The 14,295-nt window shown below is 36.8% G+C and carries 11 protein-coding genes; 2 read left to right on the top strand and 9 right to left on the bottom strand.

Annotated elements, in window-relative coordinates:
- Nucleotide 1 precedes the first annotated feature (1 nt).
- From priA to JFU20_RS23095, 7 genes are all read right to left on the bottom strand, one after another.
- The gene (priA, locus tag JFU20_RS23125) at nt 2-2,407 is read right to left on the bottom strand and encodes a primosomal protein N' (RefSeq protein WP_201038911.1); all 2,406 of its coding nucleotides are present in this window, start codon (nt 2,405-2,407) and stop codon (nt 2-4) included.
- On the bottom strand, nt 2,404-3,609 hold the full coding sequence (coaBC, locus tag JFU20_RS23120) for a bifunctional phosphopantothenoylcysteine decarboxylase/phosphopantothenate--cysteine ligase CoaBC (RefSeq protein WP_002014494.1): 1,206 nt from the start codon (nt 3,607-3,609) through the stop codon (nt 2,404-2,406). Before coaBC ends, priA begins: the two co-directional genes overlap by 4 nt.
- 197 nt (nt 3,610-3,806) lie before the next feature.
- Entirely contained in the window at nt 3,807-4,019 is a 213-nt protein-coding gene (rpoZ, locus tag JFU20_RS23115) for a DNA-directed RNA polymerase subunit omega (RefSeq protein ID WP_002014493.1), read from the bottom strand.
- Between the two features lie 2 nt (nt 4,020-4,021).
- A complete protein-coding gene (gene gmk, locus JFU20_RS23110; RefSeq protein ID WP_002014492.1) occupies nt 4,022-4,639 on the bottom strand; it encodes a guanylate kinase in 618 nt (205 codons plus the stop codon).
- Between the two features lie 13 nt (nt 4,640-4,652).
- Nucleotides 4,653-4,916, bottom strand: coding sequence for an extracellular matrix/biofilm regulator RemA (remA, locus tag JFU20_RS23105; RefSeq protein ID WP_001251456.1), 264 nt, complete (start codon nt 4,914-4,916; stop codon nt 4,653-4,655).
- Nucleotides 4,917-4,983: 67 nt separating this feature from the next.
- A complete protein-coding gene (locus JFU20_RS23100; RefSeq protein ID WP_002088227.1) occupies nt 4,984-5,859 on the bottom strand; it encodes a YicC/YloC family endoribonuclease in 876 nt (291 codons plus the stop codon).
- Nucleotides 5,860-5,958: 99 nt separating this feature from the next.
- Nucleotides 5,959-8,682, bottom strand: a complete 2,724-nt coding sequence (locus tag JFU20_RS23095) for a calcium-translocating P-type ATPase, SERCA-type (protein ID WP_002014490.1) — start codon at nt 8,680-8,682, stop codon at nt 5,959-5,961.
- A 105-nt stretch (nt 8,683-8,787) separates the two neighbouring features.
- Here JFU20_RS23095 and JFU20_RS23090 point away from each other — a divergent pair, with 105 nt between their 5' ends.
- Together JFU20_RS23090 and JFU20_RS23085 are read left to right on the top strand one after the other, a co-directional pair.
- Nucleotides 8,788-10,497: an Rqc2 family fibronectin-binding protein gene (locus JFU20_RS23090; protein WP_002014489.1), complete on the top strand. Its 1,710-nt coding sequence runs from the start codon at nt 8,788-8,790 to the stop codon at nt 10,495-10,497.
- A gap of 370 nt (nt 10,498-10,867) precedes the next feature.
- Complete coding sequence (locus tag JFU20_RS23085) at nt 10,868-11,938, top strand: M24 family metallopeptidase (RefSeq protein WP_002014488.1); 1,071 nt, start codon at nt 10,868-10,870, stop codon at nt 11,936-11,938.
- Between the two features lie 42 nt (nt 11,939-11,980).
- On the opposite strand, the gene JFU20_RS23080 is transcribed toward JFU20_RS23085, so the two are convergent.
- Together JFU20_RS23080 and JFU20_RS23075 are read right to left on the bottom strand one after the other, a co-directional pair.
- The gene (locus JFU20_RS23080) at nt 11,981-12,322 is read right to left on the bottom strand and encodes a YoqO family protein (protein ID WP_002014486.1); all 342 of its coding nucleotides are present in this window, start codon (nt 12,320-12,322) and stop codon (nt 11,981-11,983) included.
- Between the two features lie 152 nt (nt 12,323-12,474).
- A complete protein-coding gene (locus JFU20_RS23075) occupies nt 12,475-13,605 on the bottom strand; it encodes an RNA-guided endonuclease InsQ/TnpB family protein (RefSeq protein ID WP_002165155.1) in 1,131 nt (376 codons plus the stop codon).
- Nucleotides 13,606-14,295: the final 690 nt, after the last annotated feature.

Genomic DNA, 14,295 nt, shown 5'->3' with positions numbered 1-14,295 from the left:
GCTACATTAACATTGTTGGATTAAAATCAATTGAGATTTGTAGCTCTTTTTGCATTTCTGCTTGATAATGTTCATTTACCATTTTGAGCACGTTCTTTAAGTTTGGTTCCCGTTTGTATTTTATCATGCATTGGTAACGATATCTATCTTTTATCCTTGGAATTGCTGAAGCAACCGGCCCTAACACCATTGTTTGCCTTGAACAATGCGTTCGTAAATGACCGACAATTTTTTCCGTCACTTGGACTGCCTTTAATAACTCCGGATGAGATACAGTTACAAGTACAACGTAGTAATATGGCGGATATTGTCTCATTTGCCTCATTTGCATTTCGTGCTCATAAAATACATCATATTGTTGATTCTTTGCTAATTCTACACTGTAATGTTCCGGCGTATACGTTTGAATTACAACTTCACCTGGCAATTCATGTCTTCCTGCACGTCCACTCACTTGTGTCAATAGCTGATACGTCTTTTCACTCGCCCGAAAATCAGGTAGATGAAGCATCGTATCCGCCGTTAAAACGCCAACAAGCGTCACCTTCGGAAAATCAAGCCCTTTTGCAATCATTTGTGTTCCAAGTAATATATCTGCTTTCTCTTCACCAAACGCCTTTAATAATTTTTCATGCATTCCTTTACGGCTTGTTGTATCCACATCCATTCGAATGACCCGCGCCTCAGGGAATAGTTTTGTGATTTCTTCTTCAACCTTTTGCGTCCCTGTACCAAAGAAACGAATATACGTACTATTACAAGCAGGACACTCCGTTGGCATATTTTCCTCATGACTACAATAATGACACTTTAAACGATGGTTCATTTTGTGATATGTCAACGAAATATCACAATGCGGACATTGTACGACATACCCACAATCACGACACATCACAAACGTAGAATGACCCCTTCTATTTAAAAAGAGAACCATTTGTTCTTTCTTTTCTAATCGATCTGCTATTTTTTCATGCAGTGCCTTTGAAAACATTGAGCGATTTCCATCACGAAGCTCTTCACGCATATCAACAATTTCTACAGTCGGCAAAGCTTGTTTGTTCATACGTTTTTCCATTGTAAGCAACCCATAGACACCTTTTTTCGCTCTAGCAAACGATTCAAGTGTCGGCGTTGCACTTCCGAGAACGATTGGACACTTATGGTATTGTCCTCTCCACACTGCTACATCTCTTGCATGATACTTTGGGTTATCCTCTTGCTTATAACTTGATTCATGCTCTTCATCAATAATAATGATTCCTAAATTTTCGAATGGAGCAAAAATAGCTGAACGCGCACCAACTACAACTTTCACTTCTTTTCTTAATATCTTTCGCCATTCATCATATTTCTCGCCAACAGAAAGCGCACTGTGAAGAACTGCAACTTGCGAACCGAACCTACCTTTAAAGCGATCTACCATCTGGGGCGTTAGCGCAATTTCAGGAACAAGCACAATTGCTTCTTTTCCTTTCTCGAGCACCACTGCTATAGATTGTAAATACACTTCAGTCTTACCACTTCCTGTAACACCATATAGTAAAAATGGATTGTAAGTTTCATTTGTAATTGATGACAAAATCGGTGTAATTACTTGTTTTTGTTCCTCAGTAAGCGGAAATGGTTTCGTTTGTTCAAAATCATCATCGTCATACGGACTCCGGTATACCTCTACATACTTTTCTGAGATTAGACCCTTTTTAACAAGTGCTTTTATTGGAGCATCTGTTATTTGTAATTCTTCTGTTAAATTTTTTAACGGTACACTTTTGTAGTTTTCTACAAAATAATAGAGTACATCTTGTTGTTTTTTACTTTTCAGTTCAAATGCTGCTAATTCCAATTTATCTGCCGGCAACTCCGGTTGAACTACTCTTTGTTTCTTCTTTTGCACTTTATCCTTTACTTGATAAACCACTTCAGTCGTACCATTTTTAATTTCTTGTTGAATAGTGCGATATAGGTGCGGCTGTGCTTCGATAACTTCCCAATCTATCGTTTCCTTCCCTTGAAATAAAGAAAGAATTTCTGGTGCTACTTCTTCTCGGTTACGAAGTTGCAGACGCTTTTTATATGTTGCTTTAATCGCCGTCGGAAGCATCACCTGAAAAGCTGAAATCATATAACATAACGTTTCACTTGTAAGCCAATACCCAAGTTTTAATAATTCATCATTTAAAACCGGAGTGACATCTAATATTTCATACAACGCTTTTAACTTTTTACTTTCTAGTTCAACCGAATCCTTTATGCCAATAATAAAACCTTGCAATTTCCTCGGACCGAATGGGACTACTACACGCATTCCTGTTTGCACGATATCTTCCCATTTTTTAGGGATAATATAATCAAACGGTCGATCTGTTTGACGTGCAGGTACATCAACAATTACACTTGCAAACTTCATACATAATCATCTTCTAACATCATTTCTATTTGCTTTAATATTTCACGAGCCACTTCTTTCTTCGTTAAAAGTGGCAGCTCAATGATTTCTCCATCTTTTCTATACATTGTCACAATATTTGTATCCGTACCAAACCCAGCTCCTTGCGCTTTCACGTCATTCGCAACAATCATATTTGCATTTTTCTCACGTAATTTTCTCGTTGCGTATTCCTCTATGTTTGTCGTTTCAGCTGCGAAACCGATAAGTAACTGTCGGTCCTTCTTCTCACCTAACGTTTTTAAAATATCCACTGTTCTTTCTAATTCAATTACAGCATCGCCATTTTTCTTTTTCATTTTATTATCATGAACATATTTCGGACGGTAATCTGCAACGGCTGCTGTTTTGATGACAACATCCACACTCTGATAATGCTGAAGGACTGCCTCTAACATATCTTGTGCAGATTCCACTTGTATTGTTGTGACATGTAATGGTGACTCTAATGCTGTCGGTCCTGACACAAGTATGACATCAGCACCTAAGCCTGCTGCAACTTCTGCGATCGCATACCCCATCTTTCCAGAAGAAAAATTCGTCATAAAACGAACCGGATCAATCTTTTCACGTGTCGGTCCAGCTGTTATTAATATTCGTTTTCCTTGCAATGGTTGTTGTTCCGAGAAAGCCTCTTCTAATCGTCCAATAATTGCTTCAGGTTCTTCCAGTCTTCCTTTTGCTACATAACCACATGCTAAAAAACCTTCCCCAGGCTCAATAAATGTATATCCTAATGTTTTTAACGTCATCATGTTTTTTTGAACAATTTTATTTTCATACATATGCACATTCATAGCAGGTGCAATCCACACTGGAGCTGTAGTAGCTAACAAAGTAGTTGTAATCATATCATCAGCAATACCGCCAGCTAACTTTCCAATGCAATTAGCTGTAGCAGGTGCAACAAGTACAACATCTGCCCAATCCGCTAAATCAATATGAGCAATAACAGCGGAGTCTCTCTCATCAAACGTATCCGTATATACATCATGGCGAGAAAGTGCTTGAAATGTAAGAGGCGTAACAAACTTCATTGCCGACTCACTCATCATTACTTTTACAAGAGCGCCAGCTTGTGTCAATTTACTTGTTAACGCAGCCGCTTTAAAAACTGCAATGCCTCCTGTTACACATAGAAGTATCTTTTTCCCTTTTAGCATATGACTCGTCCTCTTTCTTTTTCAAACTTATTCTACTGAAATAGAATTTCCAGCTCGTCAGTACCAGTATTTCGTTCCGTCTTTTTCGATTCCTTTTCATCCCTATCGTAAAAAAATAACAACCTACTTGTAAATAGGTTGTTACCGTTACATAGAAAATTATAAAGTCTATGTTTTAATTTGTCGAAAAGAATGTCTTAATCAATTATTGTGTCATCGCTTGGTACATATTTTAATACTTCTAAATCGATTTCTTCTAATGCTTTACCTACACATTTATAAGAAACAGGCTTTTCAATAACACAATTGTCAGCAATTTGCATTTCACGTGCACGCTTTGCAGCTACTGTTACAAGTGTATATTTAGAATCGATTTTTGTTAATAATGAGTCAATTGATGGATTTAACATAATTATAGACCCTCCGTCATTTCTTTATAGTATTTTGCCACTCTTTCGCGGCGGCAATGTTCACCAACCACAATTGCTTTAATTCGGTCGCAAGCTAATTCAACTTGATCGTTTTCTACAACATAGTCATAAGCGTCCATCATTTCGATTTCTTCTTTCGCTACAGTTAAACGATTTTCAATAACATCTTCAGTTTCTGTACCACGGCCGACAATTCGGTTCTTTAGTTCAGATAAACTTGGAGGTGCTAAGAAAATAAATACACCTGCTGGGAAGGCTTTCTTAACTTGAATTGCTCCTTGCACTTCAATTTCTAAGAACACATCTTTTCCTTCTTGTAACGTTTTTTCAACATAATCAATCGGTGTTCCGTAATAATTACCAACGAACTCAGCCCATTCAAGTAACTTTTCATTACGAATCATTTCTTCAAATTCTTCTCTCTCTTTAAAGAAATAATCCACACCATCTACTTCACCTTCACGCGGTTTACGTGTCGTTACTGAAATAGAGTACTGAAAACGTGTGTCTTCATGGCTAAACAGCTCTTTTCGAACCGTTCCTTTCCCGACACCAGAAGGTCCCGAAAGAACGATGAGCAATCCTCTTCTACTTCTCATAAATATGTAAAACCTACCCTTCCTCACTTAAATCTTCTTTATTATTCAAACGATGTGCAATCGTCTCTGGCTGAATTGGACTTAATACTACATGCCCATCATCCATAACAATAACCGCCCTTGTTTTTCTCCCATACGTAGCATCAAGCAAAGCATTATGTTCACGCGCTTCCTGTACTGTCCGTTTAATAGGAGCTGACTCCGGACTTACAATAGCAATAATTCGATGAGCAGATACAATATTTCCGTATCCAATATTTAAAAACCGCATGGCCATAGTTTGCGCCTCCTAGTAAGTCTATCCGATTTCTCCACCACGTATAACTTTATATATTTTTTGAAAGCTACTCAATATTTTGTACTTGTTCACGAATTTTTTCAAGGTTATTTTTCATTTCTACGACATATTTTGAAATTGTTAAGTCATTTGCCTTAGAACCAATCGTATTAACTTCCCTATGCATCTCTTGCACGATGAAGTCCATTTTCCTTCCAACAGGCTCTGTAATTTGCAGTGCTTCACGAAATTGATCTAAATGACTTTGTAATCGAACTAATTCTTCGTGAATATCTGAACGCTCTGCAAATATTGCAACTTCTGTCAGCAATCGTTGTTCATCTAAATCTTGGTTATGTAATTCTTTTAAGCGATTTTCTAATCGTTCACGATATTTTTGTGTAACAATTGGTGCATGTGGAATAATTGCATTTACACAATTATGAATCTCTTGCAAACGATATGCTATATCTTTATGTAATCGTTCTCCTTCGCCATCTCTCATCGTTTTCAACATATGAGCAGCTTGACGAACAGCTTCATATAAACCGGTTTCAAATTGTTCATTTACATTTTCTATTTCTTCAACTGCCGTTACTTCTGGCATTCCCATTAGTTGCCCGAGTGTAATAGAATCTTGTAATTGAAATTTCCCTTTTATATCTTCCATAATGGATTGGTACTGCTTGAGAAGTTCCCAATTCACAGTTAGTTTTCTTTCAACAAGCCCTTCGCCTGTTATACTAATAGACACTTCAATACGTCCACGGCGAACTTGCTTTGCAATTATTTTACGAATCTTGTCTTCAAACGCCATCATTTGCTTCGGAAGCCGAATACTCATTTCTAAAAAACGATGGTTCACCGACTTCATTTCTACTGTTATTTGAAAAGTATCGTTTTCTACCTTCGATCTTCCAAATCCTGTCATACTACAAATCATCTTTATCACATCCAAGCCATGAAATAACTCAATGAAAAAGGCAATAGAGATGCGACTCTACTACCTTCTGTAAATTATATCATATTTTCATATCATTGACTATTTCAAGTTTAATCCCTTCTTATATAACAGCGGCTTTTTCTTTTTCCCCTTTTTTCTTGTTAATAAGGACCCTACTAATAAGAAGGTCGGAATAGATGATAATCCTCCAATTAACAACCAATCTCGTGCTTGTATCGGCATTGTGCTAAAAATCGGCTGTAATGGTGGATAATATATAACTACAAGCATTAACAGTAAAGAAATAATAACCGCCCCTACTAAATATATATTTCCAAACGGGTTGCGGTGAAATATAGAATGTTCACTACGACAATCAAATACATGAATAAGCTGAGCCAGTACTAATGTTGCGAAGGCTACCGTTTGTGCATACTTCAATTCATTCGGATGCTGGTTAAATGCAATAATAAACGCTACTAATGTCACTGCTCCGATTAAAAAACCACGACTTATAATTTTCCACGCAAGCCCTCTAGCGAACACCCCTTCTTTCGGATGGCGTGGTGTTCTCTTCATCACATCTCCTTCAGCCTTATCCAAACCTAATGCCATCGCTGGTAAACCGTCAGTAACTAAGTTCACCCATAAAATTTGAATTGGAACCATCGGCAATGGCAGTGCAAGTAACATCGCAAATAACATAACTAAAATTTCACCAACGTTAGATGCTAACAAATACCGAATAAACTTCCGAATATTTTCATATATGTTTCTACCTTCTTTAATCGCCGATTTAATCGTAGCAAAGTTATCATCTAACAACACAAGTGAAGAAGCTTCTTTTGCAACATCTGTCCCTGTAATTCCCATCGCAATCCCTATATCAGCTGTTTTAATAGCTGGAGCATCGTTCACTCCATCACCTGTCATAGCTACTATATGTCCCTTATTTTGCAGCGCCTTAACGATTTTCAATTTATGCTCAGGAGACACACGAGCGAATACATACGTATCTTCTACAATATCTTCTAATGCCTCTACATCCATATTCGCAAGTTCTACACCTTCAACAACGCGTCCACCCGCCGGTAAAACCCCTAGCTGTTCCGCAATTGCCATTGCCGTCACTTTATGATCTCCCGTAATCATTACCGTTCTAATACCAGCTTCCTTACACTCTTTCACCGCTTGCGCCACTTCTAGTCTTGGCGGATCTATCATTCCTTGTATTCCAACAAGCATAAAATCCTGCTCGACTTCTCTTTCATGTTCAATTGAATCTGTAGCTTTTAACGGTTTAAATGCCACCGCAATCGTTCGTAAAGCTTGACTTCCTAAACTATGAATCGCTGCCTGCACTTCTTTTCGATACATTTCACTTAAAGGCTGCTGCTTATTTCCCCACAAAATTGTTTGACTCATCTGCAAAAGAACATCTGGTGCTCCTTTTGTAATAACAAATTTTTTACCTTCACGATCACGAACGATAACGCTCATCATTTTTCTAGTTGAATCAAAAGGAAATTCACGAATGACTTCAAACTTTCCTTTAAGAGCTTCACGTGATATTCCCGCCTTCATTGCAGCAGCAACGAGAGCTCCCTCTGTTGGATCTCCATCTAACACATACGTCTTTTTCTTTTGAATAACATTCGCATTATTACATAAACAGCCAAATGTAAGTAGTTGATACAGTGATTTCGTCTTAGTAGGGTCAATTACTTCTTCACCTTTCATAAACGAACCTGTTGGCTCATAGCCTTGACCTGTTACTTTCCACAATTCTCCGCCTGACCACATATGTGTTACCATCATTTTATTTTGTGTCATTGTTCCTGTTTTATCTGAGCAAATAACAGAAGCACAGCCTAACGTTTCTACAGCTGGCAACTTTCGCACAATTGCCCTCTTTTTAATCATACGCTGTACACCAAGTGATAGCGCAACCGTAACGATAGCTGGCAATCCTTCTGGAATAGCTGCAACAGCAAGCGAAACCCCAGCCAAAAACATGTGATACACTTCATTCCCTTGATATACACCAGCTAGTACAACAAGAGCCGTCAAAATAAGAGCAACAATAATTAAAATTTTTCCAAGCTGTTCTAATCTTCTTTGTAATGGCGTTTCCATTTGCTCAGCATTTTGCAACATATTTGCAATTTGCCCCATAGCTGTATTCATTCCAGTTGCTACGACTACCCCTGTTCCAGCACCTCTCGTTATCATCGTCCCCATAAATGCCATGTTTTTTTGATCACCAATTGAAACATCTTGACCTTGTAACGCATCTACCTTCTTTTGTACAGGCAATGACTCTCCTGTAAGAGCCGATTCTTCAATATATAAACTTGAAGATTCCACAAGGCGAACATCCGCGCCAATACGGTCACCACTAGAAAATTTAATAATATCACCCAGTACAAGCGCTTTTGACGGCGCTTTTATCCACTTCCCATTTCTTAGTACAGTAACTTGAGGAGCTGCCAATTCTTTTAAAGCTTCCAACGATTTTTCAGCTTTCCTCTCTTGGAAGAAACCGAGGACACCATTAATAATAACAATTGCAACAATTGCAATCGAATCAATATACTCTCCTAAAAAAGCTGAAATAATTGTAGCACCAAATAAAACAAGTACCATAAAATCTTTAAATTGCGCTAAAAACACCATAAGCGCAGAAGGCCGCTTTGCTTCTTGCAATTCATTTGTGCCAAATTTCTTTAATCGGCCCTCTGCTTCTTGCTCTGTAAGACCTACCTCCACATTCGTATTCGTTCTTTCCTCCACTTCATGTGCTCGCATTTCATACCAGTTCATCCTGCCATCGACCTCCTGATTCCAGACATACTCTAATGAAAGCTTATTCAGCCTCGTCCAAAAAAATGCTATAATTAACTTTTAGTTAGAAAGGAGTGTTCATTCATGGCATTCGATGGATTATTTACAAGAGCAATTACACATGAAATTGCAAATTCTCTTCAAACAGGAAGAATTTCAAAAATATATCAACCCTCAAAATATGAAGTTTTATTACATATTCGAGCAAACGGAAAAAACCAAAAGCTAATTCTTTCATCTCACCCTACATATGCGCGTATGCACTTAACAAATCAAAACTACAATTCACCAGCGCTACCGCCGATGTTTTGTATGCTTCTTCGCAAACATTTAGAAGGTGGATTTATTGAAAAAATCGAACAAATTGACTTAGAACGTATTATTCAAATTACAGTCCGCAGTCGCAATGAAATCGGTGACGAATCAGTAAAAACATTAGTAATCGAAATAATGGGACGACACAGTAATATTATCTTAGTAGATACGAAAACAAATGTTATTTTAGATAGCTTAAAACACGTTTCTTTAGCGGTAAACCGACATCGTACTGTATATGCTGGAGCTGAATATGTTGCCCCACCGGCACAACATAAAGTTAATCCGCTTCTTATCGAAACAGAAGATGATTTTATTAAACCGCTAGACTTTTTATCTGGCAACATGGACAAACAACTTGTCGGAGCATTCATGGGAATTTCCCCATTATTTGCAAAAGAAGTTGTAAAAAAAGCAGGTATGGCAAATGAAAAAGCATTATCTGAAGCTTTCTTCAGCTTGCAAAAACCTTTGCTAACACATCAGTACGTGCCAGCAATGATAACAGCAAATGGAAAAGAGTTCTTTTACCTATTCCCTCTTTCTCACTTACAAGGAAACGAAAAAACATTTTCATCTGTTAGTGAATTATTAGATCGTTTCTTCTTTGGTAAAGCAGAGCGCGATCGTGTAAAACAACAAGCTCACGATTTAGAACGCTTTATGCAAAATGAAAAAACAAAAAATGAAAAGAAGCTAATTAAACTAGAAAAAACATTACAAGATGCCGGAAAAGCAGATAAATATCAACTATTTGGAGAGCTACTTACAGCCAATATGTACGCTTTGAAAAAAGGTGATAAAGAGATAGAAGTCGTTAACTATTACGACGAAAATGGTGGGACTGTAAAAATCACATTAAATCCTTTAAAAACACCATCTGAAAATGCACAACGCTATTTCCAAAAGTACCAAAAAGCGAAAAATTCAGTTGCTATTGTAGAAGAACAAATCGTAAAAACAAATGAAGAAATTCTTTATTTCGATAGCTTACTTCAACAAATGGAGGTTGCTTCTTCAAAAGATATTGAAGAGATTCGTGAAGAACTGACCGAAGAAGGTTATGTACGTAATCGTAAGAAGAAAAACACAAAGAAAAAACCGACAAAACCAGTATTGGACAAATATTTAGCTAGTGATGGCACAGAAATTTTCGTCGGTAAAAACAATAAGCAAAATGATTATTTAACAACGAAATTCTCCCGTCGTGATGAAATTTGGTTACATACGAAAGACATACCTGGGTCCCACGTTGTCATTCGTTCTCTTGAACCTACGGAAGAGACTTTACAAGAGGCCGCTAAAATCGCTGCTTATTACAGTAAAGCAAAAGATTCTAGTTCTGTTCCTGTAGATTTCACAAAGGTACGCCATGTCAAAAAACCGAGCGGCGCAAAACTTGGATTTGTTACATATGACAATCAACAAACATTATATGTAACACCAGATGCTGATACAGTAATGAAATTAAAAGCGTAAATATTAAAAAATGCGTTGCTTGCAAGCGACGCATTTTTTATATGGTTTCAATTCAGTTCATATATCCATTCACTCATTCATAACATCTTTCTTCCCTTCAATATTGTCAAAAAAATTGACAGTGTCATTTCACATCTGTATAAATTTTTTTACAGTATGTATATAAAGTGCACCTCCAATCAATATTTTTTCATCCCCCCACTGATTATTGAAGTAATCTTGATTTTATGAACAAACCGCCTCTCACAAATAGCGGGCTAATTTTTCATCTCCCCTAAAACATATGTAGTTCCTACTATCTTTTTTCCTCAAATATATATTTTGGCACGCTATTTGCTTTATTCAATACTGTGAAAAGGGGGAAATTAACATGACTTTAAGAATTAATAAAATCCAAAATCAACTACAAAAATATGAAATTGACGGATTACTTATTACAAAAAAAGAAAATCGCCAATATGCAACAGGCTTTACAGGCAGCGCTGGCGTCGTCTTAATCTCTGCGGATAAAGCGGTTTTTATAACTGATTTTCGCTACGTAGATCAAGCGAAATCACAAATAAAAGACGCTGAAATTGTTATGCATAAAGGAAATTTAGAGAAAGAAGTTGCAAATCAAGTATCGAAATTAAACATTCAAAAACTTGGAATTGAAGAAAATAACATGACATTACAACAATATAAAAACTTACAAAAATACGTACATGCGGAAATGGTTCAAGTGTGCGAAATCATCGAAAATATTCGTATTATTAAAGACATGCCTGAAATAGAAACAATGAAAATCGCAGCTAATATTGCTGACGAAGCATTTCACCACATCCTTACGTTTCTAAAACCAGGAATAAGTGAAAATGATGTACGAGATGAGTTAGAATTTTTCATGCGAAAAAAAGGGGCTACATCCTCTTCATTTCAAATCATTGTAGCTTCTGGTGTTCGTTCTTCACTTCCTCATGGAGTTGCATCAAATAAAATAATCGAACGAGGCGACGTCGTTACATTAGATTTCGGTGCACTTTACGATGGATATTGTTCCGATATAACACGTACTGTAGCAATTGGGGAAACATCAGAAGAATTCAAAAAGATATACAATGTTGTACGAGAAGCGTTAAAACGTGGGACGGAAGCAATTAAACCTGGGGAAACTGCGAAAAGTATCGATGATATAACGAGAGATTACATTACAGAACATGGATACGGTCAATATTTTGGACACTCTACCGGTCATGGTCTTGGGTTAGAAATACATGAACCTCTTCGCCTATCCCAAGAAAGTAAGGCTACTTTAGAAGAAGGTATGGTTGTTACCGTTGAACCTGGTATTTACATACCGAACTGGGGCGGTTGTAGAATTGAAGATGATATCGTCATTACAAAAGACGGATATGAAGTTATTACAAAATCAAATCGGGAACTAATTGTTATCCCTTGTTAAAATCATAGAAAAAAATGCCACCGAATAAGGTGGCATTTTCTTTTATTCATTAGCGAATAGCTTTTCGTTTACTTTTTTAGCGATTACCGCTACCGACATTAATATACATATTAAATATAGCAATTTCGCAATAAATAACCACCCTTGAAACATTACAATTCCATCTATTATCTCATTTCCTTTCAATAACAAAAACGGAATTGTGCTAATTATAATGACAAACTCGATGCTGAAAACAATTTTCTTTTTTCGGCTATATGCTTTCCATTCCTTCCAGCGATACATAGGTGCAAAAATCAATACTCCTATACATAATATAACTGGCACCCATTCACTTTTAAGAAATTGCCCTGAAATAACTGATAATAGTAAACAAACGAGCACACCATAATACCGATACGATAAACTTAACTAAATCTATGTAATTCAATCAAATTTACACAAGTTAGTGCTTCATCGTGTTCTCGCAACCCCGAAGGGACGAGGGGTATAACACTCCACACGAGGCAGTATCGTTACCTCCTATTATCAAGCTTTTATTTTATCCATCTTGATAAATTTATCGAAGCATTTAAATCTCTATCATGATGGCTATTGCACCCAACACAACGCCACTCACGTATTTTTAAACTCCACTGTCCTTCTGGTTGAACTGAATGGTCGTATTTTACTCCGCAACATGAGCAAATCTTGCTTGAGGCGAACCATTTATCAGCTTTTACATACTCAATGCCATACTTCTCGCACTTGTATGACAAACATTGAAAGAAGAAGTTTAATTTTTGAAATAAAAATGCTTTCGATAGTTTTTTGTTTTTTAACAGGTTTGAGATAGGTAAGTCTTCCACAACAATTCTCATTGGTTTGGTTTTCACCAATTTAGCTGTTGCTTGATGGATATGGTTATTTCGGATATTCGTAATTTTCCTAGATAACCGCAGGTGCTCAGTTTTAGCTTTTTCATATCCGGCAGATTGAATTTTTACACCTTTTTTAAATCTCCTAGACATATCTCTTTGCGCTGACTTTTTCCTTTTCAAAAGTTTTTTAACCTTAGCATCTTTGTTTATATTTCGTTCTTTCGTACCATTAGAAGCTACAAACAGCTCTTTTAAACCAACATCCACACCAATCGACTCATTGGTTAGTTCTTGAGATTCAAAATCTTCTTGGAACCCTACACTAATCCACCAGTGACGACCATCAAATGTAACTCTTGGATTGGATGGTTTTTTGTTTCTTGGTAGTTGTTGGCTTGTTTTCACTTCTCCAATGGACTGAATATGAACTACTTTCTTTCCTATAATCAGTCTTTCATAATTGGCATAAAATCCTTGGATTAAATCTTTTTTAGATTTATAAGAAGTGTGATAACCATTTTTGTACTTTTTGAACGAATGTTTCCTCGCCGTATCAAAATCTTTTGAAGCCTGTTTGGGAACTTGTGCGTTGATGTCATTTAACCACTCATATCTCTTTCGCTTCTTGATCTTTGTAAATCGTTTCTGTAAAGCTAACTGTGAAACAGATTTTCCAAATAGCTTATAATATCTATCACTCATTCTTTTACAATAGTTATAAGCGAATCTTGCAGCACCAGCATGGTTTCTAAGCACTTTTTCTTGTTCAGGCGTTGGAATCAGTCTAACTTTCTTCGCCAATATCATCAGAAGCCTACTCCTTTGCTGTGCGATTATTCGAGCACTCACCTTTTAGATAACGAAAGATTGATCCTTCTGAATAGTAGCGTGTTCCATCAGCATTCTCCTAAGACTACTAGGATACAAACCTGTTAATTCCGATACTTGACTAACTCGTGAAAATTTCATTATTATTCTCACCTCATTGAACCTAACACGGAACGTACGTTCTATATTTTCAATAAAGTTTGATAGATTCAATAAAATTTATCTTGTTCAACTAAGGGCGCAATTCCTTAGCCAGTTCTCTTATGAACTTCTCATGTTTTCACATGAGCGCAGACTATATGTTTATCTACTTAAAGATAGAGGATTTTTCCACCACCATAGGCTTGTGATGTACTCTCGTCAGTTATACGAGATAGTCGTTGAACGTTCATCTTATCCATTTTGACTTAGATGATTCGAGGCGGAAGACCCATTGTTCTAATGTTTAGGATTTAACCTTGCACGATCTGATTGATTTTTTCTGCTTTCGCGACATTCACGCTCGCTATTTCTAGCCACGTTGTAGTTCAATCAGCTTTAGGGATTGCCCGCAGTTAACCCTCACTACTAGCCAATCACTTGACTAGCAGGGCTTACTGATATATTTAATTAACTTTGGTTATAATTGGTTAAATAAATCGTAACAGTTAGTTACCCTATTTTCTCTCT

The sequence above is a fragment of the Bacillus sp. TH30 genome (assembly GCF_016650875.1).
Taxonomy (GTDB): domain Bacteria; phylum Bacillota; class Bacilli; order Bacillales; family Bacillaceae_G; genus Bacillus_A; species Bacillus_A mycoides.
This window is presented reverse-complemented; position numbering and strand designations above follow the sequence as displayed.

What these genes read in the sequence shown, in the direction of transcription:
- JFU20_RS23075 (WP_002165155.1), bottom strand. Translation starts at nt 13,605, where the DNA reads ATGATATTGGCGAAGAAAGTTAGACTGATTCCAACGCCTGAACAAGAA.
- priA (WP_201038911.1), bottom strand. Translation starts at nt 2,407, where the DNA reads ATGAAGTTTGCAAGTGTAATTGTTGATGTACCTGCACGTCAAACAGAT.
- JFU20_RS23085 (WP_002014488.1), top strand. Translation starts at nt 10,868, where the DNA reads ATGACTTTAAGAATTAATAAAATCCAAAATCAACTACAAAAATATGAA.
- remA (WP_001251456.1), bottom strand. Translation starts at nt 4,916, where the DNA reads ATGGCCATGCGGTTTTTAAATATTGGATACGGAAATATTGTATCTGCT.
- JFU20_RS23090 (WP_002014489.1), top strand. Translation starts at nt 8,788, where the DNA reads ATGGCATTCGATGGATTATTTACAAGAGCAATTACACATGAAATTGCA.
- JFU20_RS23100 (WP_002088227.1), bottom strand. Translation starts at nt 5,859, where the DNA reads ATGATTTGTAGTATGACAGGATTTGGAAGATCGAAGGTAGAAAACGAT.
- coaBC (WP_002014494.1), bottom strand. Translation starts at nt 3,609, where the DNA reads ATGCTAAAAGGGAAAAAGATACTTCTATGTGTAACAGGAGGCATTGCA.
- JFU20_RS23095 (WP_002014490.1), bottom strand. Translation starts at nt 8,682, where the DNA reads ATGAACTGGTATGAAATGCGAGCACATGAAGTGGAGGAAAGAACGAAT.
- gmk (WP_002014492.1), bottom strand. Translation starts at nt 4,639, where the DNA reads ATGAGAAGTAGAAGAGGATTGCTCATCGTTCTTTCGGGACCTTCTGGT.
- rpoZ (WP_002014493.1), bottom strand. Translation starts at nt 4,019, where the DNA reads ATGTTAAATCCATCAATTGACTCATTATTAACAAAAATCGATTCTAAA.